Source organism: Sphingopyxis sp. JAI128, assembly GCF_014207235.1.
In the GTDB taxonomy this organism is placed as follows: Bacteria; Pseudomonadota; Alphaproteobacteria; order Sphingomonadales; family Sphingomonadaceae; genus Sphingopyxis.
The window spans coordinates 64,192-79,309 of record NZ_JACHDA010000003.1; the positions used below are offsets into that span (position 1 = coordinate 64,192).

Below are 15,118 nucleotides of genomic sequence, written 5' to 3' on the forward strand. Positions count from 1 at the left end.
CAAAAATTTCGTCATTCCCGCGAAAGCGGGAACCGAGCGAGCCAGCGTTGCTGCTGGGTTCCCGCTTTCGCGGGAATGACGAGCGAAGGCTACACTCGTTCATTGCCAACCTCCGGCAGCCGGTCCGCGAGCGCGACGGTCGAAAGCCGCATCGTTTCCATGATGTTGGCAAGCCCGCGCAGTTCCATCAGCAGCGCGCGGCGCGCGGCGAGCGTGTCCGGCGTCGCCTCCTCGGCGAGCCCCATATGGCGTATCAGCGACAGGCCGTTGGCGAAGAGCAATTTGCCGATCGCCGCCTCGCTGCTGATCCGGCGGAGCAGATAGGCCTGCCGCCCCTCGACCAGTGCGGCATCGAGCAGCGCCGTTTCGTCGACCATGTCGCCGGGGTTCGCGCGCGCAAGCTGTTCGGCGACAACCGAATAGGCCTCGGCAAAGGGCAACAGGATCGCGTGGCCGACGACCGGCTGGCAGCGGCGCAGCAGCTGCGCAATGCCGCGGTCGCCGCTCGCGAGCCGCCGGTCCCAGACGGGGTCGATGCGCGAAAGCTCGGCTTCGATCGCGGCGAGATGCTCGCCCCGCGGCGGATAGAAAAATTCGAATTTGAACAGGTCGCGCAGCCGGTCGATCCTCGCCCAGAAGGCGGTGGTCGCGTCGCCGCTGTCGGCATCGCGCAGTTCGACGAGCGCGAGTTCGATCATCGCGCGGTCGAGGAAATGATGCGCGATGATGTTGCGATAATAGCTCGCCATCGGATGCTTGGCGGGGTCGATCGAATAGATCGTCTCGCGGCCCGCTTCGTAGCGCGCGAGCAGCCCGCTCGCGACCAGCGTATCGACGGTCGCCGACAGCGCCCCATCGTCGCCGCCTTCGAGTTCCTTGCTGAGCCTGATGCCACGCGCGCGCGCCCAGTCGGTCACCGCGCCGATCGCCCCCAACAATTCGGCCGAGGTCGCACCGCGCGGCGCCATGCCGAGCAGGATCAGGCACATCACCGAGGTGACGGTAAGCGGGGTGACGCGGTTGGCCTCGACCGCCACCGCAAAGGCGATCTGTTCGAGCGCGCGCCGATCGTCGGGGCCGGGTGCGTCCTCGATCACGACGGGCTCGCCGATGTCGAGGCGGATACGCCCCGACGGCTCCTTCAGGCTCTTCATATATCCGATGAACCACGACAGGCTTTCGGGCTTTTTGTTCCGCCCGGTCTGTTCGGCGGCATATTCCTCGACGTCGCGGATCAGGTCGAAACTGGTGACGAAGGGGACGAAATGCACGCCGCGCGTCCCCGTGGCGTGCGCCGCGTCGAGCACATATTTCATCAGGCCGTATTTGGGCGGCATCAGCTTGCCGAGCCGCGAGCGTGTCCCCTCGAACGCCCAGCTCAACGGAAAGCGCTTGGCGAGCAGCCAGGCGATATAGTGGCGCAGCACGAGCTTGTAGACCGCCTGGTCCTGGAAGCTGCGGCGGATGAAGATCATCCCCGAGCGACGGAAGAACTCGCCCATCACCGCGAAGTCGAGATTGGCGCCGCCAAAGCTGTGCAGCATCGGCATGTCCTTTTCATAGGTCAGCCGGCTGGGCGTCGCGCCGTCGATATAGGTTTTGTGCGTGAACAGGATCGCGGTGGGATGCTCGCGGAGGATATTGCGGAGTTTCGCAAGTTCGGCGGCGTCGATCTCCATCTCGGGCGCGTAACCGCCGAACATCATGCGATCGAGCCGCGCGCGCAGATCGAGGAACAGCGCCGACGGCCGCGCGATCACCTCCTTCATCAACGGGCGCGCCTCGCGGTAAAGGTCGGCGACGGGGCGGCCGGTGGCCTCGGCCAGATCGGCGAGCGCGGCGCGGAATTTGGGGCTGGTGCGCAGGCCATCGGCGACGAAGCGGGGCACCTTGTAACGCGTTCCCCGAATGCCGCGCTCGGCCACGTCGAGCGCAAGCGCCGCCTGACGCGCGACGAAGCGCGCAAATTCCGGGCTGCCCTCGCCTGCGCCGTCGCCGCCGCCGGTCTGCGCGCAAAAGCGCGTCCGGAGCGCGTCGAGCGTCGCCGCCTCGCCCACCAGTATCTGCGCGCGGCGGCGATCGCGGATCAGGATCGCACGCGCGCGAAGCGGCCCCGGGTGGCGCGGATCGCCGAAGATCAGGTGACGGAATTTGAGCGCGCGGTCCTTGTCGAAACCCGGGATGCGCCACGCCACGCGCAGCGGCACGACCAGCCGCGACGAGGCACCGCCAAGCCGCGCCTGCAACACATCGACGGGCAGCGCATGGTCGCCGTCCTCGATATCGAGGCTCGCCCAGGCGGGCTCGTCATCGCCACTCGTCGCATGAATCCAGTCGAGCAACAGGCGCCGTTCGACTCCGTTGCGCGCGTCGATGATGTAAAGCCGGTCGGCCGCCTGCTCCGCCGCGATCGGGTTGCGGGGCGTTCCGTCGGCCACCGCTTAGCCGGTCTTTCCCTTGCGGGCGGCCGGCTTTTCCGCCGGCGCCTTTTTCTTTGGGGCGGGCTTCTTCCCCGTCGCCTTCTTTGCCTTCGGCTTTTCAGGCTTTGCCGTGGGAGGCGTTTCGGTCGCGACCGATTCCGCCACGCTTTCCTCGGGCTGCCCGAGCGTACGCAGGAACATGTTCCGCACATTGCGGACATGATGATTGATCGTCCTCGGGGTCCATTTGGACGTATCGACCGGCGGCAGCACCGTCACGCGCACCGTCGCGGGGCGCATCACAAACTCGTTCTTCGGCGCGACGTCGGTCGCGTTATGGATCACGATCGGGACGACCGGCACCCCGGCCTGCATCGCGAGGTGGAAGGCGCCCTTCTTGAAGGGTTCGAGCTTTGGCGTCAGGCTGCGCGTGCCCTCGGGGGCGATGCAGATCGACTTGCCCTCTTTCTGGATCGCGTCGACCAGCGGCTCCATTGCCTTGATCGCGCTCTTGCCGTCGGCGCGGTCGACGAAGACGGTGCCGCCCCATTCCATCAGCTTGCCGAGGATGGGGATGTCCTTGATCTCCTTCTTGCCCACCCCGCCCATGTCGCGGCGGATAAGCTTGGCAAGGATCATCACGTCCGCCTTGCTCTGGTGGTTGAAGATGAAGACGCACGGGCGCGACGACCAGAGGTGCTTTTCATCCTCGACCTCGAGCTCGACCCCGGTGATCGCCGTCGCGAAATCGCCGAAGAGGCCGATCGAGAAATTCGCCGCCTCGCGCTGCGAGCGGGTGAGCGCCCAGATCGGCAGGCCCGCGGCGAAGGCGCCGACGAGCGAGCCGGTGGCATAGATGGTGCGCGTATAATCGATCCACGACGGCGTGCCGCGGCTTGCGAACCGCTGGACGGGCCAGCCATGTTCGTCGGCGATGGCCTTCAATTTCATGTTCGGGTTGAGCGGGCGCGGCTTGCCGACGCGTTCGAGCAGTTCGATATCGTCGTCGCTGTCCGAATAGAAAAAGCTCTGGTCGAGATCGAGGCCATATTCGGCGGCGAGTTCTTCGGCGGCGAGCACCTTGCCCTCGCCGAAGCAGAGCGGGCGGATGATTTCCCCGGTGAAGACGCCGTCTTCGATTTCGTAGGCCGAACATTTGATGTCGGTGATGCCGAGGTCGCGCGCGGTCGGTTCGATCTGGTAGATCGTCGCCGACGAGATGATCGCGACGCGGTGCCCCTTTGCCTGATGCGCCTCGATGATCGCGCGCGTCTCGGGATAGATTTTCCGAGCGATATGTTTTTTGTAAAGTTCCTCGCCGAATTCGATGAAGCTTTGCTCCTCGACGCCCTTCATGAACTTGGCGGCGCCAGACATCAGCCCCGAAAAGCCGATGGTGCCCAGGCTGTGCTGCGCGACGACCTGCGCGGTCTCGGCGATTTCCTCGACCGACATTTCGCGGCGCTGGAATTTCTCGCGCAGCATCGCGGTCGCGGAATAGCCCGAGATGATCGTGCCGTCGAAATCGAAGAGCGCGGCGATGTGCGGCCCGGGTTCGGAACTCAGAACTTCTTCCAAATGCGGCTGCGGTCTTGGCACGCACATCTCCCCACGGCGGCTATGTTGCCGCTTATCCCTGCACGATGACAGGTAAAATGGGGTTAATCAATGGCGCGAAAGTGCGGACGCCTCGCGCGCCAGCGCCTCGATCCGGACCGGATCGAGCGGCCCCGACGGGACGACCCAGCTGCCGCCGACGCACAGCACCGCTTCGAGCGCGAGCCATTCGGGGGCGGTCGCGGCGCTGATCCCCCCCGTCGGGCAGAAGCGCGCGTTGCCGAAGGGGCCCGCGAGCGCCTTCAGCGCCGGAATGCCGCCGCTCGTCGCCGCAGGGAAGAATTTGAAACGCTCGAGACCAAGGTCCATCCCGCGCATGATGTCGCCGGCGTTGGCGGTGCCGGGCAGGAAGGGAATGCCGCTGGCAACGGCGGCCTCGCCCAGCTTGTCCGTCAGACCCGGCGAGACGATGAATTCGGAGCCTGCATCGATCGCGTCCTTCAGCATCGCGGGATTGAGCACCGTTCCCGCGCCGACCACCGCGCCGGGCACCGCCTTCATCGCCCGGATCGCATCGAGCGCGGCGGGGGTGCGCATCGTCACTTCGAGGACGCGGAGCCCCCCCGCGACGAGCGCGTCGGCCATCGGCACCGCATCCTCGACGCGATCGATGACGATCACCGGGATGACGGGTGCGAGGCGCATGATCTGGTCGATGGACTGGCTCAAATGACGGACTCCATGGCAGCAAGAACGGCCGACCCGCCCTTTTCGGCTTCGTCGGCGTGGTGACGAAACAGGGCGAACAGTTCGCGGCCGACGCCAACCGCCGGCGGAGGCGCGGCGGCGGGCTGGCGCGCGGCCCATCCGGCTTCGTCGACGAGCGCCACGACTTCACCGTTCACCGCGCAAATACGGACGATGTCGCCGTCCTGAAGATAGGCGAGCGGGCCGCTGATCCCGTCGGGGCCGGGCAGCGCCTCGGGCGACAGATGGATCACCGCGGGCACCTTGCCGCTGGCGCCCGACATGCGGCCGTCGGTGAGCAAAGCGACGCGGTAACCCTTGTCCTGCAACACGCCCAAGGCCGGGGTCAGCTTGTGCAGTTCGGGCATGCCGTTGGCGCGCGGCCCCTGGAAACGGACGACGACGACGAGGTCGCGGTCGAGGTCGCCCGCCTTGAACGCGGTCAGTACCTGATTCTGGTCGTCGAAGATCCGGCACGGCGCCTCGATCGTCCAGCGATCCTCGGCGACCGCGCTGGTCTTGATGATCGCGCGGCCGAGATTACCCGCGAGCAGGCGCATCCCACCGTCGGGCGAGAAGGGCGCGGCCACAGGGCGCAGCATCGTATCGTCGCGCGAAATTTCGGGAGCGGGTCGCCATGCCAGCGATGTGATTCCCGGCGAAAGCGGGGGCCTGTCTGCGGACGATGGGACTGGGCCCCGGCTTTCGCCGGCGATCACATCTTGCAGGACCGGCTCATAGCCATAATCGGCCATCGTCCCGCCGACGGTCAGTACGTCGCCGTGAAGCAATCCGGCGGCGAGCAGTTCGCGCACGACATAGCCGATGCCGCCCGCGGCGTGGAAATTGTTCACGTCGCCCGCGCCGTTCGGATAGACGCGCGCGAGCAACGGCACCGCATGGCTCAGCTCGTCAAAATCCTGCCAGTCGATGACGATCCCGGCGGCGCGCGCGATCGCGGGCAAGTGGATCGCATGGTTGGTCGAGCCGCCGGTCGCCAGCAGGCCGATCGCGGCGTTGACGATCGCCTTTTCGTCGATGCAGCGCGCCAGCGGGCGATAATCGCCGCCGTCCCAGCCGATCTCGGCGATCCGGTGCGTCGCAGCGCGCGTCAGTTCCTGACGCAACTTGGTGCCGGGATTGGTGAAGGCGCTGCCGGGGATATGCAGCCCCATCAGTTCCATCATCATCTGGTTCGAGTTCGCGGTGCCATAGAAGGTGCAGGTGCCCGCGCCGTGATAGCTCGCAGCCTCGGCTTCGAGCAGTTCGTCGCGGGTTGCCTTACCCTCGGCATAGAGCTGGCGGACGCGCTGCTTTTCCTTGTTCGCGAGGCCCGAGGGCATCGGCCCGGCGGGAATCAATATCTGCGGCAGATGCCCAAACCGCAGCGCGCCGATCAGCAGGCCGGGAACGATCTTGTCGCAGATGCCGAGCAACAGCGCACCCTCGAACATCGCATGGCTGAGGGCAATCACCGTCCCCTGCGCGATATTGTCGCGGCTGAACAGCGACAGATCCATGCCCGCCTGCCCCTGCGTCACCCCGTCGCACATCGCCGGGACGCCGCCCGCGACCTGCGCGGTGACGCCGACTTCGCGCGCGAACAGCTTGATCTGCTCGGGATAGCGGCCATAGGGCTGATGCGCCGAGAGCATGTCGTTGTAGCTGGTGACGATGCCGATGTTCATCGCCGCGCCGGTGCGGATCGCGGGCTTGTCCTCGCCCGAGGCCGCGAAGCCATGCGCGAGGTTCCCGCACGACAGGTTGCCGCGGTTGGTTCCGGCCTCGCGCTGGCGATCCATCAGCTCGAGATAGGCGGCACGGCGCGGAGCACTCCGCGCGATAATGCGGTCGGTAACCTTGGCGATTACGGGGTTCAGATCAGTCATGCCAGCTCGCTCCGTCACGTTCGATCAGCGCGATCGAGGAACTCGGCCCCCAGCTTCCCGCGGTGTAAGTCTGCGGCGCCATGTCGACCGCCGCCCAGGCGTCGCGGATCGAATCGATCCACTGCCACTGCGCCTCGACTTCGTCGCGGCGCACGAACAACGTCTGGTCGCCCTCGATAAAATCGAGCAGCAGGCGCTCATAGGCGATCCGTCGCCGCTCGCCGGCGAAGCTGTGCGATAGTGAGACGTCCATCGTCACCTCTTTCAGCTTTACCCCGTCGCGGTCGAGGCCGGGCTGTTTCGCCATCACCTTGACCCGGATATTTTCCTCGGGCTGGAGGTTGATGATCATGCTGTTTGCATCGAGCTTGCCCGCGCCGACGCGCGCAAAGATATTGTGCGGCACCGGCTTGAACTGGATCAGAACTTCGGACTTGCGCTGCGGCATGCGTTTGCCCGTGCGCAGGTAGAAGGGCACACCCTTCCAGCGCCAATTGTCGATATAGGCCTTCAGCGCGACGAAGGTTTCGGTGTTCGACGGATTGCCAAGCTCGTCGGCATAGCCCGCGACCGCGCCGCCATTGACCGCGCCGCTGCTATATTGCCCCTTCACGCTGTGCGCCTTCACATCGTCGGCGCTCATCTTGCGCAGGCTCCGCAGCAGCTTGACCTTTTCGTCGCGCACCGCGGTCGACGAAACGCTCGCGGGCGGCTCCATCGCGATGATCGCGAGCAGCTGGAGCATATGGTTCTGCACCATGTCCTTCAGCGCGCCGACGCCGTCATAATAGGAAACGCGGCCTTCGAGCCCGACCGTCTCGGCGACGGTGATCTGGACATGGTCGATCGCCTGCGCGTTCCACAGCGGTTCGAAGAGCATGTTGGCGAAGCGCAGCGCGAGCAGGTTCTGGACCGTTTCCTTGCCCAGATAATGGTCGATGCGGAACACCCGGTCCTCGGCAAAGGCGTCGCCGACCTCGGCATTCACCTCGCGCGACGAGGCGAGGTCGTGACCGATCGGCTTTTCCATCGCGATGCGGCATTCGGCGCACGCGATATTCGCGGCCTTGAGGCCTTGCGCGATCGGGCCGAACATCGACGGCGGGGTCGAGAGATAGGCGCCGATCGGGCGGCCGAGCCGGTCGCCGAGCTGCGCCGCAAGTTCGTCATAGCCCGTACCCGCGCCGGCATCGACCGGACAATAATCGACGCGATCGAGGAAGCCTGCAATCGCGCCGTCGTCGAGCCGGTCTTCGGGAAGATGCTCGGTCAGCGCCTCGCGCACCATCTGGTGACACGCCGCACGATCCATCTTCGAACGCCCCGACGCGAGGATCGTCAGCGCATCTTCGAGCAGGCCGTCGACGTGGAGATTGTAGAGCGAGGGAAAGAGCATGCGCTGCGCGAGGTCGCCCGTTGCGCCGAACAGGATCAGGGTTTCGACTTTCACGCTCACTATAGTCCCCTTGGATAGTTTTTCGGAATTGGCGGATGCACCCCGCGAATGCAACGCGCATACGTAAGCCGCATACGATGTCGCCCCTTGGAAAATCGGACAACGCTGCCATAGGGATTCGCATGCCCGATAGCGTACAGCCCTATGATGTCATCGTCGTCGGCGGCGGTGTCAATGGGGCGGGCGTGGCACGCGATGCCGCCGGGCGCGGGGCGCGCGTGTTGCTGCTCGAAGCGAACGACCTTGCCGAAGGGACATCGTCGAAATCGACCAAGCTGATCCACGGCGGGCTGCGCTACCTCGAACATTATGAGTTCGGCCTGGTGCGCGAGGCGCTGAAGGAACGCGAGATCCTCTGGGGCATCGCGCCGCATATCATCCGGCCGCTGCGCTTCGTCCTACCCTATCGCGACGGGCTTCGCCCGCGCTGGCTGCTGCGGCTCGGGCTGTTTCTTTACGATCATATCGGCGGCCGCAAGAAGCTGCCCGCGACGCGGTCTATCGACCTTCGCCGCCACTCCGCCGGCGGACCGCTCCAGCCGCAATATGTCAAGGGCTTCGAATATTCGGACGGCTGGGTCGACGATGCGCGACTTGTCGCGCTCAACGCACGCGACGCCGCCGATCGCGGCGCGCGCGTCCGCACACGCACGCGCGCCGAGATGCTGCGCTGCGAGGACGGGCTGTGGATCGTCGATGCGCGCGACGACCAGGGGCATCAATATCGCTTTACCGGGCGCAGCGTCGTCAATGCGGCAGGCCCGGCTGTGCTCGACCTGCTGAAGCGCGCCGATGCCGAACCCGACCACCAGATGCGGCTGGTTCGCGGGTCGCATATCGTCGTGCGCAAGCTGTTCGAGCACGACTATGCCTATTTCTTCCAGCTGCCCGACGGGCGCATCTTCTTTTCTATCCCCTACGAACGCGACTTCACACTGATCGGGACGACCGATCAGGATCATGAGGGTCCGGCGAGCGAAGCCAGGGCGAACGACGAGGAAATCGCCTATCTGTGCGAAGGCGCGAGCCTCTATTTCCGCGCGCCCGTCACCCCCGCCGATGTCGTGTGGACCTATTCGGGCGTGCGGCCACTGGTCGAGGATGGATCGGGGCGCCCCGAGGCAGCGACGCGCGGATACCGCATCGACGTCGATATGGACGAGGGCGCGCCCTTGCTCACCATCTATGGCGGCAAGATCACCAGCTATCGCCATGTGGCCGAAGAGGCCGTCGACGAACTCGCCGGGCACATCGACGCGCTCGCAAACAGGCATTGGACGGCGAAAGCGCCGCTGCCCGGCGGCGATTTCGCGACCGATGGCGCCGCGGCGCTGAACGCCGAATATAGGCTCGCCTACCCCTTCCTGCCCGCCGCGACGGTCGATCGTATCGCGCAGGCCTATGGCACCGACGCGCGCCGCTGGCTGGCGGGCGCGACCGGCTGGGACGCATTGGGCGGCGAGATCGCGCACGGGCTCAGCGTCGCCGAAGTCCGCTGGATGGTGACGCGCGAATGGGCGCGGACGACCGACGATATCCTCTGGCGGCGCAGCAAGCTGGGCCTGCATTTCAGCGTCGACGAGGTGGCGCGCCTTGCCGCGCATGCCGAGCGGTTCGTTGCCGAAGCGCGGCTGGCCGATCCGGACTATTTCGAAGGCCGTGTGAATAGCGGATCGGCGGAGTCGGGGACCACCGCCTAATCGGCGCCGAACTGTTCGGCGAGCTTGGCGCGGCGGATTTTCCAGGTTTCGGCGAGCGCTGGCACGTCGCGGAGCGCGCGGAGATCGGCGATGCGATCTTTCGCCTCGCCCCCGATCAGCAGGCCGAAGAGCGAGGCGAGCGGCCAGTCGGGATATGGCCGGTCGACCAGATCGAGATCGTCGCCGGCGCGCACCGTGCCGGGTTCGAGCACGCGGTAATACCAGCCCGAGCGCCGCGACCTGACGACCCCCGCCATCACGCCCTTCGTTCCGAAGCGATGGTCGAGTTTCCAGCACGGCTGGCGCGCCTGCGTCACTTCGACGAGCGCGCTGCCGAGGCGGAAGCGGTCGCCGAGGAAGACGCTGTTTTCGTCGAGCCCGATGGTCGAGATATTCTCGCCGAACGCGCCCGCCGCATCGAGCAGCGGGGCGGCGCCGAGCTGGCCGCGCCACCAGTCATAATGGTCGGCGGGATAATGGTGGACCGCCTTGTCGATGCCGCCATGGACGCTGCGGTCGGCCTGTTCGTCGCCGGCGAGCCCCATCGCATCGACCGCGACCGCTTCGGCGACCGGCAGCTTGCCGATCGCGCTCGGTTCGTCACCGCGAAAGGGGCGAGCCTTGCCCGTCAGGACTGCGAGAATCGGGGTCTTCATGCCGCCGATTGCATAGGACCCGCTGCAGAAATGGCAATCATCAGGCTTTGGCCAGCGCGGGTGCCTTTTGCGTCCGCGTCGCGAGCACGATCGCGAGCCCGGCCACCGCCATTGCCGCCCCCGCGAACGACACCGCCGGATAGCCGAGCCCGAGGCCGATCACCCCGCCGCCAACCGCGGCGCCGACGGCGTTGCCCAGGTTGAAGGCGCCGATGTTGACCGCCGAGGCCAGATTGGGCGCGTCGGACGCCGCTTCCATCACGCGCATCTGGAGCGGGGGAACGATGGCGAAGGTCGCGACGCCCCAGACGAAGATGGTGACCGCCGCCGCGAACGGCTGGAACATCGCGCCCGCAAAGACGACGAGCGTCGCGGCGAGCCCGGCGAGCGAGACGATCAAAGTGCGGTCGATCGACTTGTCGGCGAACAGGCCGCCGAGCCAGTTGCCCGCGGTGAGCCCGAGCCCGTAGACGACAAGCATCGCGGTGACGAACAAGGTCCCTGCCCCCGCCGCATCGCGCAGGATCGGCGCGATATAGGTGAAGACGGTGAACATCGCCGACGATCCAATCGCGGTTAAAGCGAGCGCGATCAGCACCTCCCGGCGCTTCAGCACGCCGAGTTCGGCGAGCATGTTGCCGCCCGCGTCGCGGCCGATGTCGGGCAGCGCGAAACGCAGCGCCGCCATGGTGATCAGCCCCCAGACGGCGATCGCTCCGAACGCGGTGCGCCAGCCGAACGCCTCGCCGACCCACGGCGCGAGCGGCACGCCGATGACATTGGCGAGCGTCAGTCCCATGAACATCGCCGCGACCGCGCTAGCGCGCTTTTCGGCCGCGACGAGGCTCGCCGCGACGACCGATCCGACGCCGAAAAAGGCGCCATGATTAAGCGACGTGATCACGCGCGCGACCATCAGCGTCGTGTAGTCGCCCGCGACGGCGGAGAGGAAATTGCCGAGCGTGAAGATCGCCATCAGGCCGATCAGCAAGGTGCGGCGGTTCATCCGCGCGGTGGCGAGCGTCATCAGCGGCGCGCCGAGCATGACGCCGAGCGCATAGGCCGACACGAGCAGCCCGGCGGCGGGGATCGAGACGCCCAGCCCCTGGGCCATGTCGGGGAGCAGCCCCATCGGGGCAAATTCGGTGATGCCGATGCCGAAGGCGCCGGTTGCGAGCGCCAGGAGGGGAAAGTTGATTTTCATGTCGGTTCTTCCGATCAGACGAGCGGCGGGTTCAGGCGCGCGAAGCCCGCCTGTTGCCGGTACGGCGTGTGCGGATAGGGCGGCAGCACGTCGCTCGCGGCGTCGAGTGTCGCCACTTGTTCGGCGCTGAGCGCCCAGCCGACCGCGCCGAGATTCTGGCGAAGCTGTTCCTCGTTCCGCGCACCGATGATCACCGACGACACGGTCGGCCGCCGGAGCAGCCAGTTGATCGCGACCTGCGGCACCGTCTTGTCGGTTTCGGCGGCGACAGCTTCCAGCGCGTCGATCACACGGTAGAGCAGATCTTCGGTCACCGGCGGCGCGAACTGTTCGGTTTCGTGGAGGCGGCTGCCCGCAGGGAGCGGGCGCCCGCGCCCAATCTTGCCGGTGAGGCGTCCCCAGCCGAGCGGGCTCCAGACGAGCGCGCCGATCCCCTGGTCGGCGGCGAGCGGCATCAAATCGGCTTCATATGCGCGGCCGATCAGCGAATAATAGACCTGGTGCGCGACGAAGCGCGGCGTGCCGAGCCGGTCGGCCGCCGCCTGCGCCTTCATCAGCTGCCAGCCCGGATAGTTCGAGACGCCGGCATAACGCAGCTTGCCCGCGGCGATGAGCGTCGCGAGCGTGTCCATCAGCTCGTCGACCGGGGTCGAGGCGTCGAAGGCGTGGAGCTGGAGCAGGTCGATATGGTCGGTGCCGAGCCGGCGGAGCGCATCCTCGACCGCGCCGATCAGCCGGCTGCGCGAGGCGCCCCAATCCTGCGGCCCGTCGCCCATCGGCAGCCCGGTCTTGGTCGAGATCAGCACCGCGTCGCGGCGGCCCTTGATCGCTTCGCCCAAAATCTCTTCCGAAGCGCCGTTCGAATAGACGTCGGCGGTGTCGAACAACGTCACCCCGGCGTCGAGGCTGATGTCGATCAGGCGCCGCGCCTCGGCGGCGTCGCTCGTCCCCCACGCGCTGAACAATGGCCCCTGCCCGCCGAAGGTGCCGGTTCCGAAGCTCAAGGCCGGAACGCGCAGCCCCGACGATCCCAATTGGCGATATTCCATGATCCACCCTTTCGATTGCGTGTCGAACGCATAGATGGACGCGCGTGCATGGCCGGAGTAGCGTCGCGCAAAGCGAAGGATTTTTGAAATGAACGCAAAGATGGATGGAAGCGGCGACCGCGCACGGTCGATGGAAGTCTTTGCCGCGACGGTCGCCGAAGGGAGTTTTTCGGCCGCCGGGCGCTGCCTGGGGCTCACACCGTCGGCGGTGAGCCGCACGATCGACCGGATCGAGGCGCGGCTGGGGGTGCGGCTGCTCCTGCGCTCGACCCGCGCGCTGACCCTGACCCCCGAGGGCGAGGCCTATCTGCGCGCGGCGCGGCGCATCCTTGCCGACCTCGGCGATGCCGAACAGGCGATCGCCGATCAGGGCGCGCCGCGCGGGCGGCTGCGCGTCAGCGCGGCGCAGGCGCACGGGCGGCTGACCATCGTGCCGCTGATCGGCGAGTTCGTGGCGCTCTATCCGCATATCCTCGTCGATATCAGCCTCGCCGACCGGCTCGTCGATATCGCGGCGGGGCAGGCCGATATCGCAATCCGTTTCGGCCCGCTCGCCGACAGCCCGCTCACCGCGCGCAAGCTCGGCGAAAGCCGCCGCGTGATCGTTGCCTCGCCCGCCTATCTGGCGGCGCACGGCACGCCGCGCGTGCCCGAGGAGCTGCACGATCATAATTGCCTCAACTTCAATTTCCGCCGCGCCGAACCGGTGTGGCCGTTTCGCGACGGCGCGCGGCAGTATGCGCTGTCGGTCAAAGGCAATATCGAGGCGAATAATGGCGAAACGCTGGGGCAATTGGCGGCGGCGGGCGTCGGCATCGCGCGCGTCGGCGCGTTCAGCATCGCCGACCAGATCGCAAGCGGTGCGCTCGTCCCGATCCTCGAAGAATATAATCCCGGCGATATCGAGGTGATCCATGCGGTGTTCGCGGGCGGCGCGAACACCCCTGCGCGGGTGCGCGTGTTCGTCGACTTCCTTGTCGAGCGGCTGGGGCGTGGGGGGTAAAGCGAGCGTTGCGCTGGAACTGACGAGGATGGGGTTGCGGCCCTTGTCGAGGTGAAACCCGGCGAAAGCCGACCTTCAAGTCCGCGATTGCGTCAACCGATGCACTGGACCGAACTGCGCCACCGCCGCCCCCACGAATGGCAGCGCAACGAGCCAGAGCCGCACGCCGGTCACCCCCAAGGGGCTCGCGATACTGATCGCTGCCGTCGCCCCGAGCCCCGCGCAAATCAGCACGAGCCCTGCGATCAACCGCCAGTGCGGCACCGCGCCGCTATCCTTGCTCGCGCTTTCATAGCGCGCGAAGGCCATGATCAGCGGAAAGAGCGCCGCGATGTAGAGCAGGAACCAGACCGGCCGCGCGAGCCACCACGCCGCGCTGCCCGGCGCGACGTCGAGCCCCACCCCGCCGAGCAGCCACGCCGCAACCATGACGAGTACGAAGGCGGTGAGGTGCCAGAGGTAGATCGTCATGATCATCCCGTTGACGAGCACGACGCTGGTCCAGATGCGGATATTGCCGAGCATCCGTCGCCCCGCGGGTTCGAGCGCGAGCGCGAAGCCCGCCTGTGCGATGCCGAGGGCGAGCAGGGCAAGTGTCGGCGGCATCGAATTGCTGAGATCCGATCCCGGTACGCCGATCATCGCCACCGGATAGGGGCCAAGCCCGACGAGCAGCGCCAGCGCGGCCAGCCCGCCGATGCCCCACAACAGCGCCTTGCGCGGCGCCAACCGCCCCTCGCTCCACGCAAAGCCGAGCTGGTGGATCGCGAGCCAGACAAAGGCGAAGTTGAGGAAATTGACGTAAGGAACGTCGAAACGCAGCGCCGCGACGTCGATCGCGACGGCGCCCGCGACGAGCGCCCAGAAGGAACCGAAGCCCCAGCGCCGCCACGCGCGCCACGTCAGCGGCACGACCGCCGCGACCATCAGATAGACCGACAGGAACCATACCGGGATCAGCGCGAGCTGCGCCGCCATCGCGACCACCCCGCGCTCGATCCCCGCCAGGGTTCCGAACATCGCGACGAATGTCCAGATCAGGAACAAGGGCAGCACCGGGTTGATCAGCCGTTGCAGCCGCCCGCTGTACCAGCTTTCGTAACTGTCGCCCTTGCGCCGCGTCGCCGCCCACGACATGCCGTTCGAGAAACCGCCGACGAGGAAGAAGAGCGGCATTACCTGGAATCCCCAGGTCAGCCACTGCGTCCACGGCAGGATACCGAGCAGATGCCCGCCCTCGACCGCGCCGTCCTTCATATAGGGCGCGGCAACCAGCCAATGGCCGACGACAACCGCGAGGATCGACAGCGCCCGCAGGAAATCGACGTAGCGATTGCGCTCGGGCGGCGCTTGAAGCGCCATTTCCTTCGCGCGCGACCAGATGCCTTTGCGAACGGCGCCAGTGGTTTCGCTCAAAATGCCGACCCTCCCTCAGTG

11 protein-coding genes are annotated in these 15,118 nt (G+C 66.7%); 2 read left to right on the forward strand and 9 right to left on the reverse strand.

Going from position 1 to position 15,118, the window contains the following annotated elements:
- Positions 1–89: 89 nt before the first annotated feature.
- From HDC35_RS07700 to zwf, 5 genes are read right to left on the reverse strand one after another with little or no spacing between them, the layout of a single operon-like run.
- Complete coding sequence (locus HDC35_RS07700) at positions 90–2,438, reverse strand: glycerol-3-phosphate 1-O-acyltransferase (RefSeq protein ID WP_184645390.1); 2,349 nt, start codon at positions 2,436–2,438, stop codon at positions 90–92.
- A 3-nt stretch (positions 2,439–2,441) separates the two neighbouring features.
- Positions 2,442–4,025: an HAD-IB family hydrolase gene (locus tag HDC35_RS07705; RefSeq protein WP_184645392.1), complete on the reverse strand. Its 1,584-nt coding sequence runs from the start codon at positions 4,023–4,025 to the stop codon at positions 2,442–2,444.
- A 60-nt stretch (positions 4,026–4,085) separates the two neighbouring features.
- Positions 4,086–4,706, reverse strand: a complete 621-nt coding sequence (locus HDC35_RS07710) for a bifunctional 4-hydroxy-2-oxoglutarate aldolase/2-dehydro-3-deoxy-phosphogluconate aldolase (RefSeq protein WP_184645394.1) — start codon at positions 4,704–4,706, stop codon at positions 4,086–4,088.
- Positions 4,703–6,613: a phosphogluconate dehydratase gene (gene edd, locus HDC35_RS07715; RefSeq protein ID WP_184645396.1), complete on the reverse strand. Its 1,911-nt coding sequence runs from the start codon at positions 6,611–6,613 to the stop codon at positions 4,703–4,705. Before edd ends, HDC35_RS07710 begins: the two co-directional genes overlap by 4 nt.
- The gene (zwf, locus tag HDC35_RS07720) at positions 6,606–8,009 is read right to left on the reverse strand and encodes a glucose-6-phosphate dehydrogenase (protein ID WP_260397656.1); all 1,404 of its coding nucleotides are present in this window, start codon (positions 8,007–8,009) and stop codon (positions 6,606–6,608) included. The genes edd and zwf overlap by 8 nt, the downstream gene beginning before the upstream one ends.
- Before the next feature lie 182 nt (positions 8,010–8,191).
- Between zwf and glpD the strand changes: the two genes are divergently transcribed.
- A complete protein-coding gene (gene glpD / locus HDC35_RS07725; protein ID WP_184645400.1) occupies positions 8,192–9,769 on the forward strand; it encodes a glycerol-3-phosphate dehydrogenase in 1,578 nt (525 codons plus the stop codon).
- On the opposite strand, the gene HDC35_RS07730 is transcribed toward glpD, so the two are convergent.
- The 3 genes from HDC35_RS07730 to HDC35_RS07740 are packed head-to-tail and all read right to left on the reverse strand — an operon-like array spanning position 9,766 to position 12,678.
- A complete protein-coding gene (locus tag HDC35_RS07730) occupies positions 9,766–10,425 on the reverse strand; it encodes an MOSC domain-containing protein (protein WP_184645402.1) in 660 nt (219 codons plus the stop codon). The genes glpD and HDC35_RS07730 overlap by 4 nt on opposite strands.
- Before the next feature lie 40 nt (positions 10,426–10,465).
- Positions 10,466–11,629 carry an MFS transporter gene (locus tag HDC35_RS07735; protein ID WP_184645404.1) on the reverse strand — a complete coding sequence of 388 codons (1,164 nt, stop codon included), beginning with the start codon at positions 11,627–11,629 and terminating at the stop codon, positions 10,466–10,468.
- A gap of 14 nt (positions 11,630–11,643) precedes the next feature.
- Positions 11,644–12,678 carry an aldo/keto reductase gene (locus HDC35_RS07740; RefSeq protein WP_184645405.1) on the reverse strand — a complete coding sequence of 345 codons (1,035 nt, stop codon included), beginning with the start codon at positions 12,676–12,678 and terminating at the stop codon, positions 11,644–11,646.
- An 88-nt stretch (positions 12,679–12,766) separates the two neighbouring features.
- On the opposite strand from HDC35_RS07740, the gene HDC35_RS07745 reads away from it, so the two are divergent.
- Positions 12,767–13,681: a LysR family transcriptional regulator gene (locus HDC35_RS07745; protein ID WP_184645407.1), complete on the forward strand. Its 915-nt coding sequence runs from the start codon at positions 12,767–12,769 to the stop codon at positions 13,679–13,681.
- A 75-nt stretch (positions 13,682–13,756) separates the two neighbouring features.
- Here HDC35_RS07745 and HDC35_RS07750 read toward each other — a convergent pair whose 3' ends face one another.
- Entirely contained in the window at positions 13,757–15,097 is a 1,341-nt protein-coding gene (locus HDC35_RS07750; protein WP_184645409.1) for an acyltransferase, read from the reverse strand.
- Positions 15,098–15,118: the final 21 nt, after the last annotated feature.

What these genes read in the sequence shown, in the direction of transcription:
- HDC35_RS07705 (WP_184645392.1), bottom strand. Translation starts at nt 4,025, where the DNA reads ATGTGCGTGCCAAGACCGCAGCCGCATTTGGAAGAAGTTCTGAGTTCC.
- edd (WP_184645396.1), bottom strand. Translation starts at nt 6,613, where the DNA reads ATGACTGATCTGAACCCCGTAATCGCCAAGGTTACCGACCGCATTATC.
- zwf (WP_260397656.1), bottom strand. Translation starts at nt 8,009, where the DNA reads ATGCTCTTTCCCTCGCTCTACAATCTCCACGTCGACGGCCTGCTCGAA.
- glpD (WP_184645400.1), top strand. Translation starts at nt 8,192, where the DNA reads ATGCCCGATAGCGTACAGCCCTATGATGTCATCGTCGTCGGCGGCGGT.
- HDC35_RS07730 (WP_184645402.1), bottom strand. Translation starts at nt 10,425, where the DNA reads ATGAAGACCCCGATTCTCGCAGTCCTGACGGGCAAGGCTCGCCCCTTT.
- HDC35_RS07735 (WP_184645404.1), bottom strand. Translation starts at nt 11,629, where the DNA reads ATGAAAATCAACTTTCCCCTCCTGGCGCTCGCAACCGGCGCCTTCGGC.
- HDC35_RS07740 (WP_184645405.1), bottom strand. Translation starts at nt 12,678, where the DNA reads ATGGAATATCGCCAATTGGGATCGTCGGGGCTGCGCGTTCCGGCCTTG.
- HDC35_RS07745 (WP_184645407.1), top strand. Translation starts at nt 12,767, where the DNA reads ATGAACGCAAAGATGGATGGAAGCGGCGACCGCGCACGGTCGATGGAA.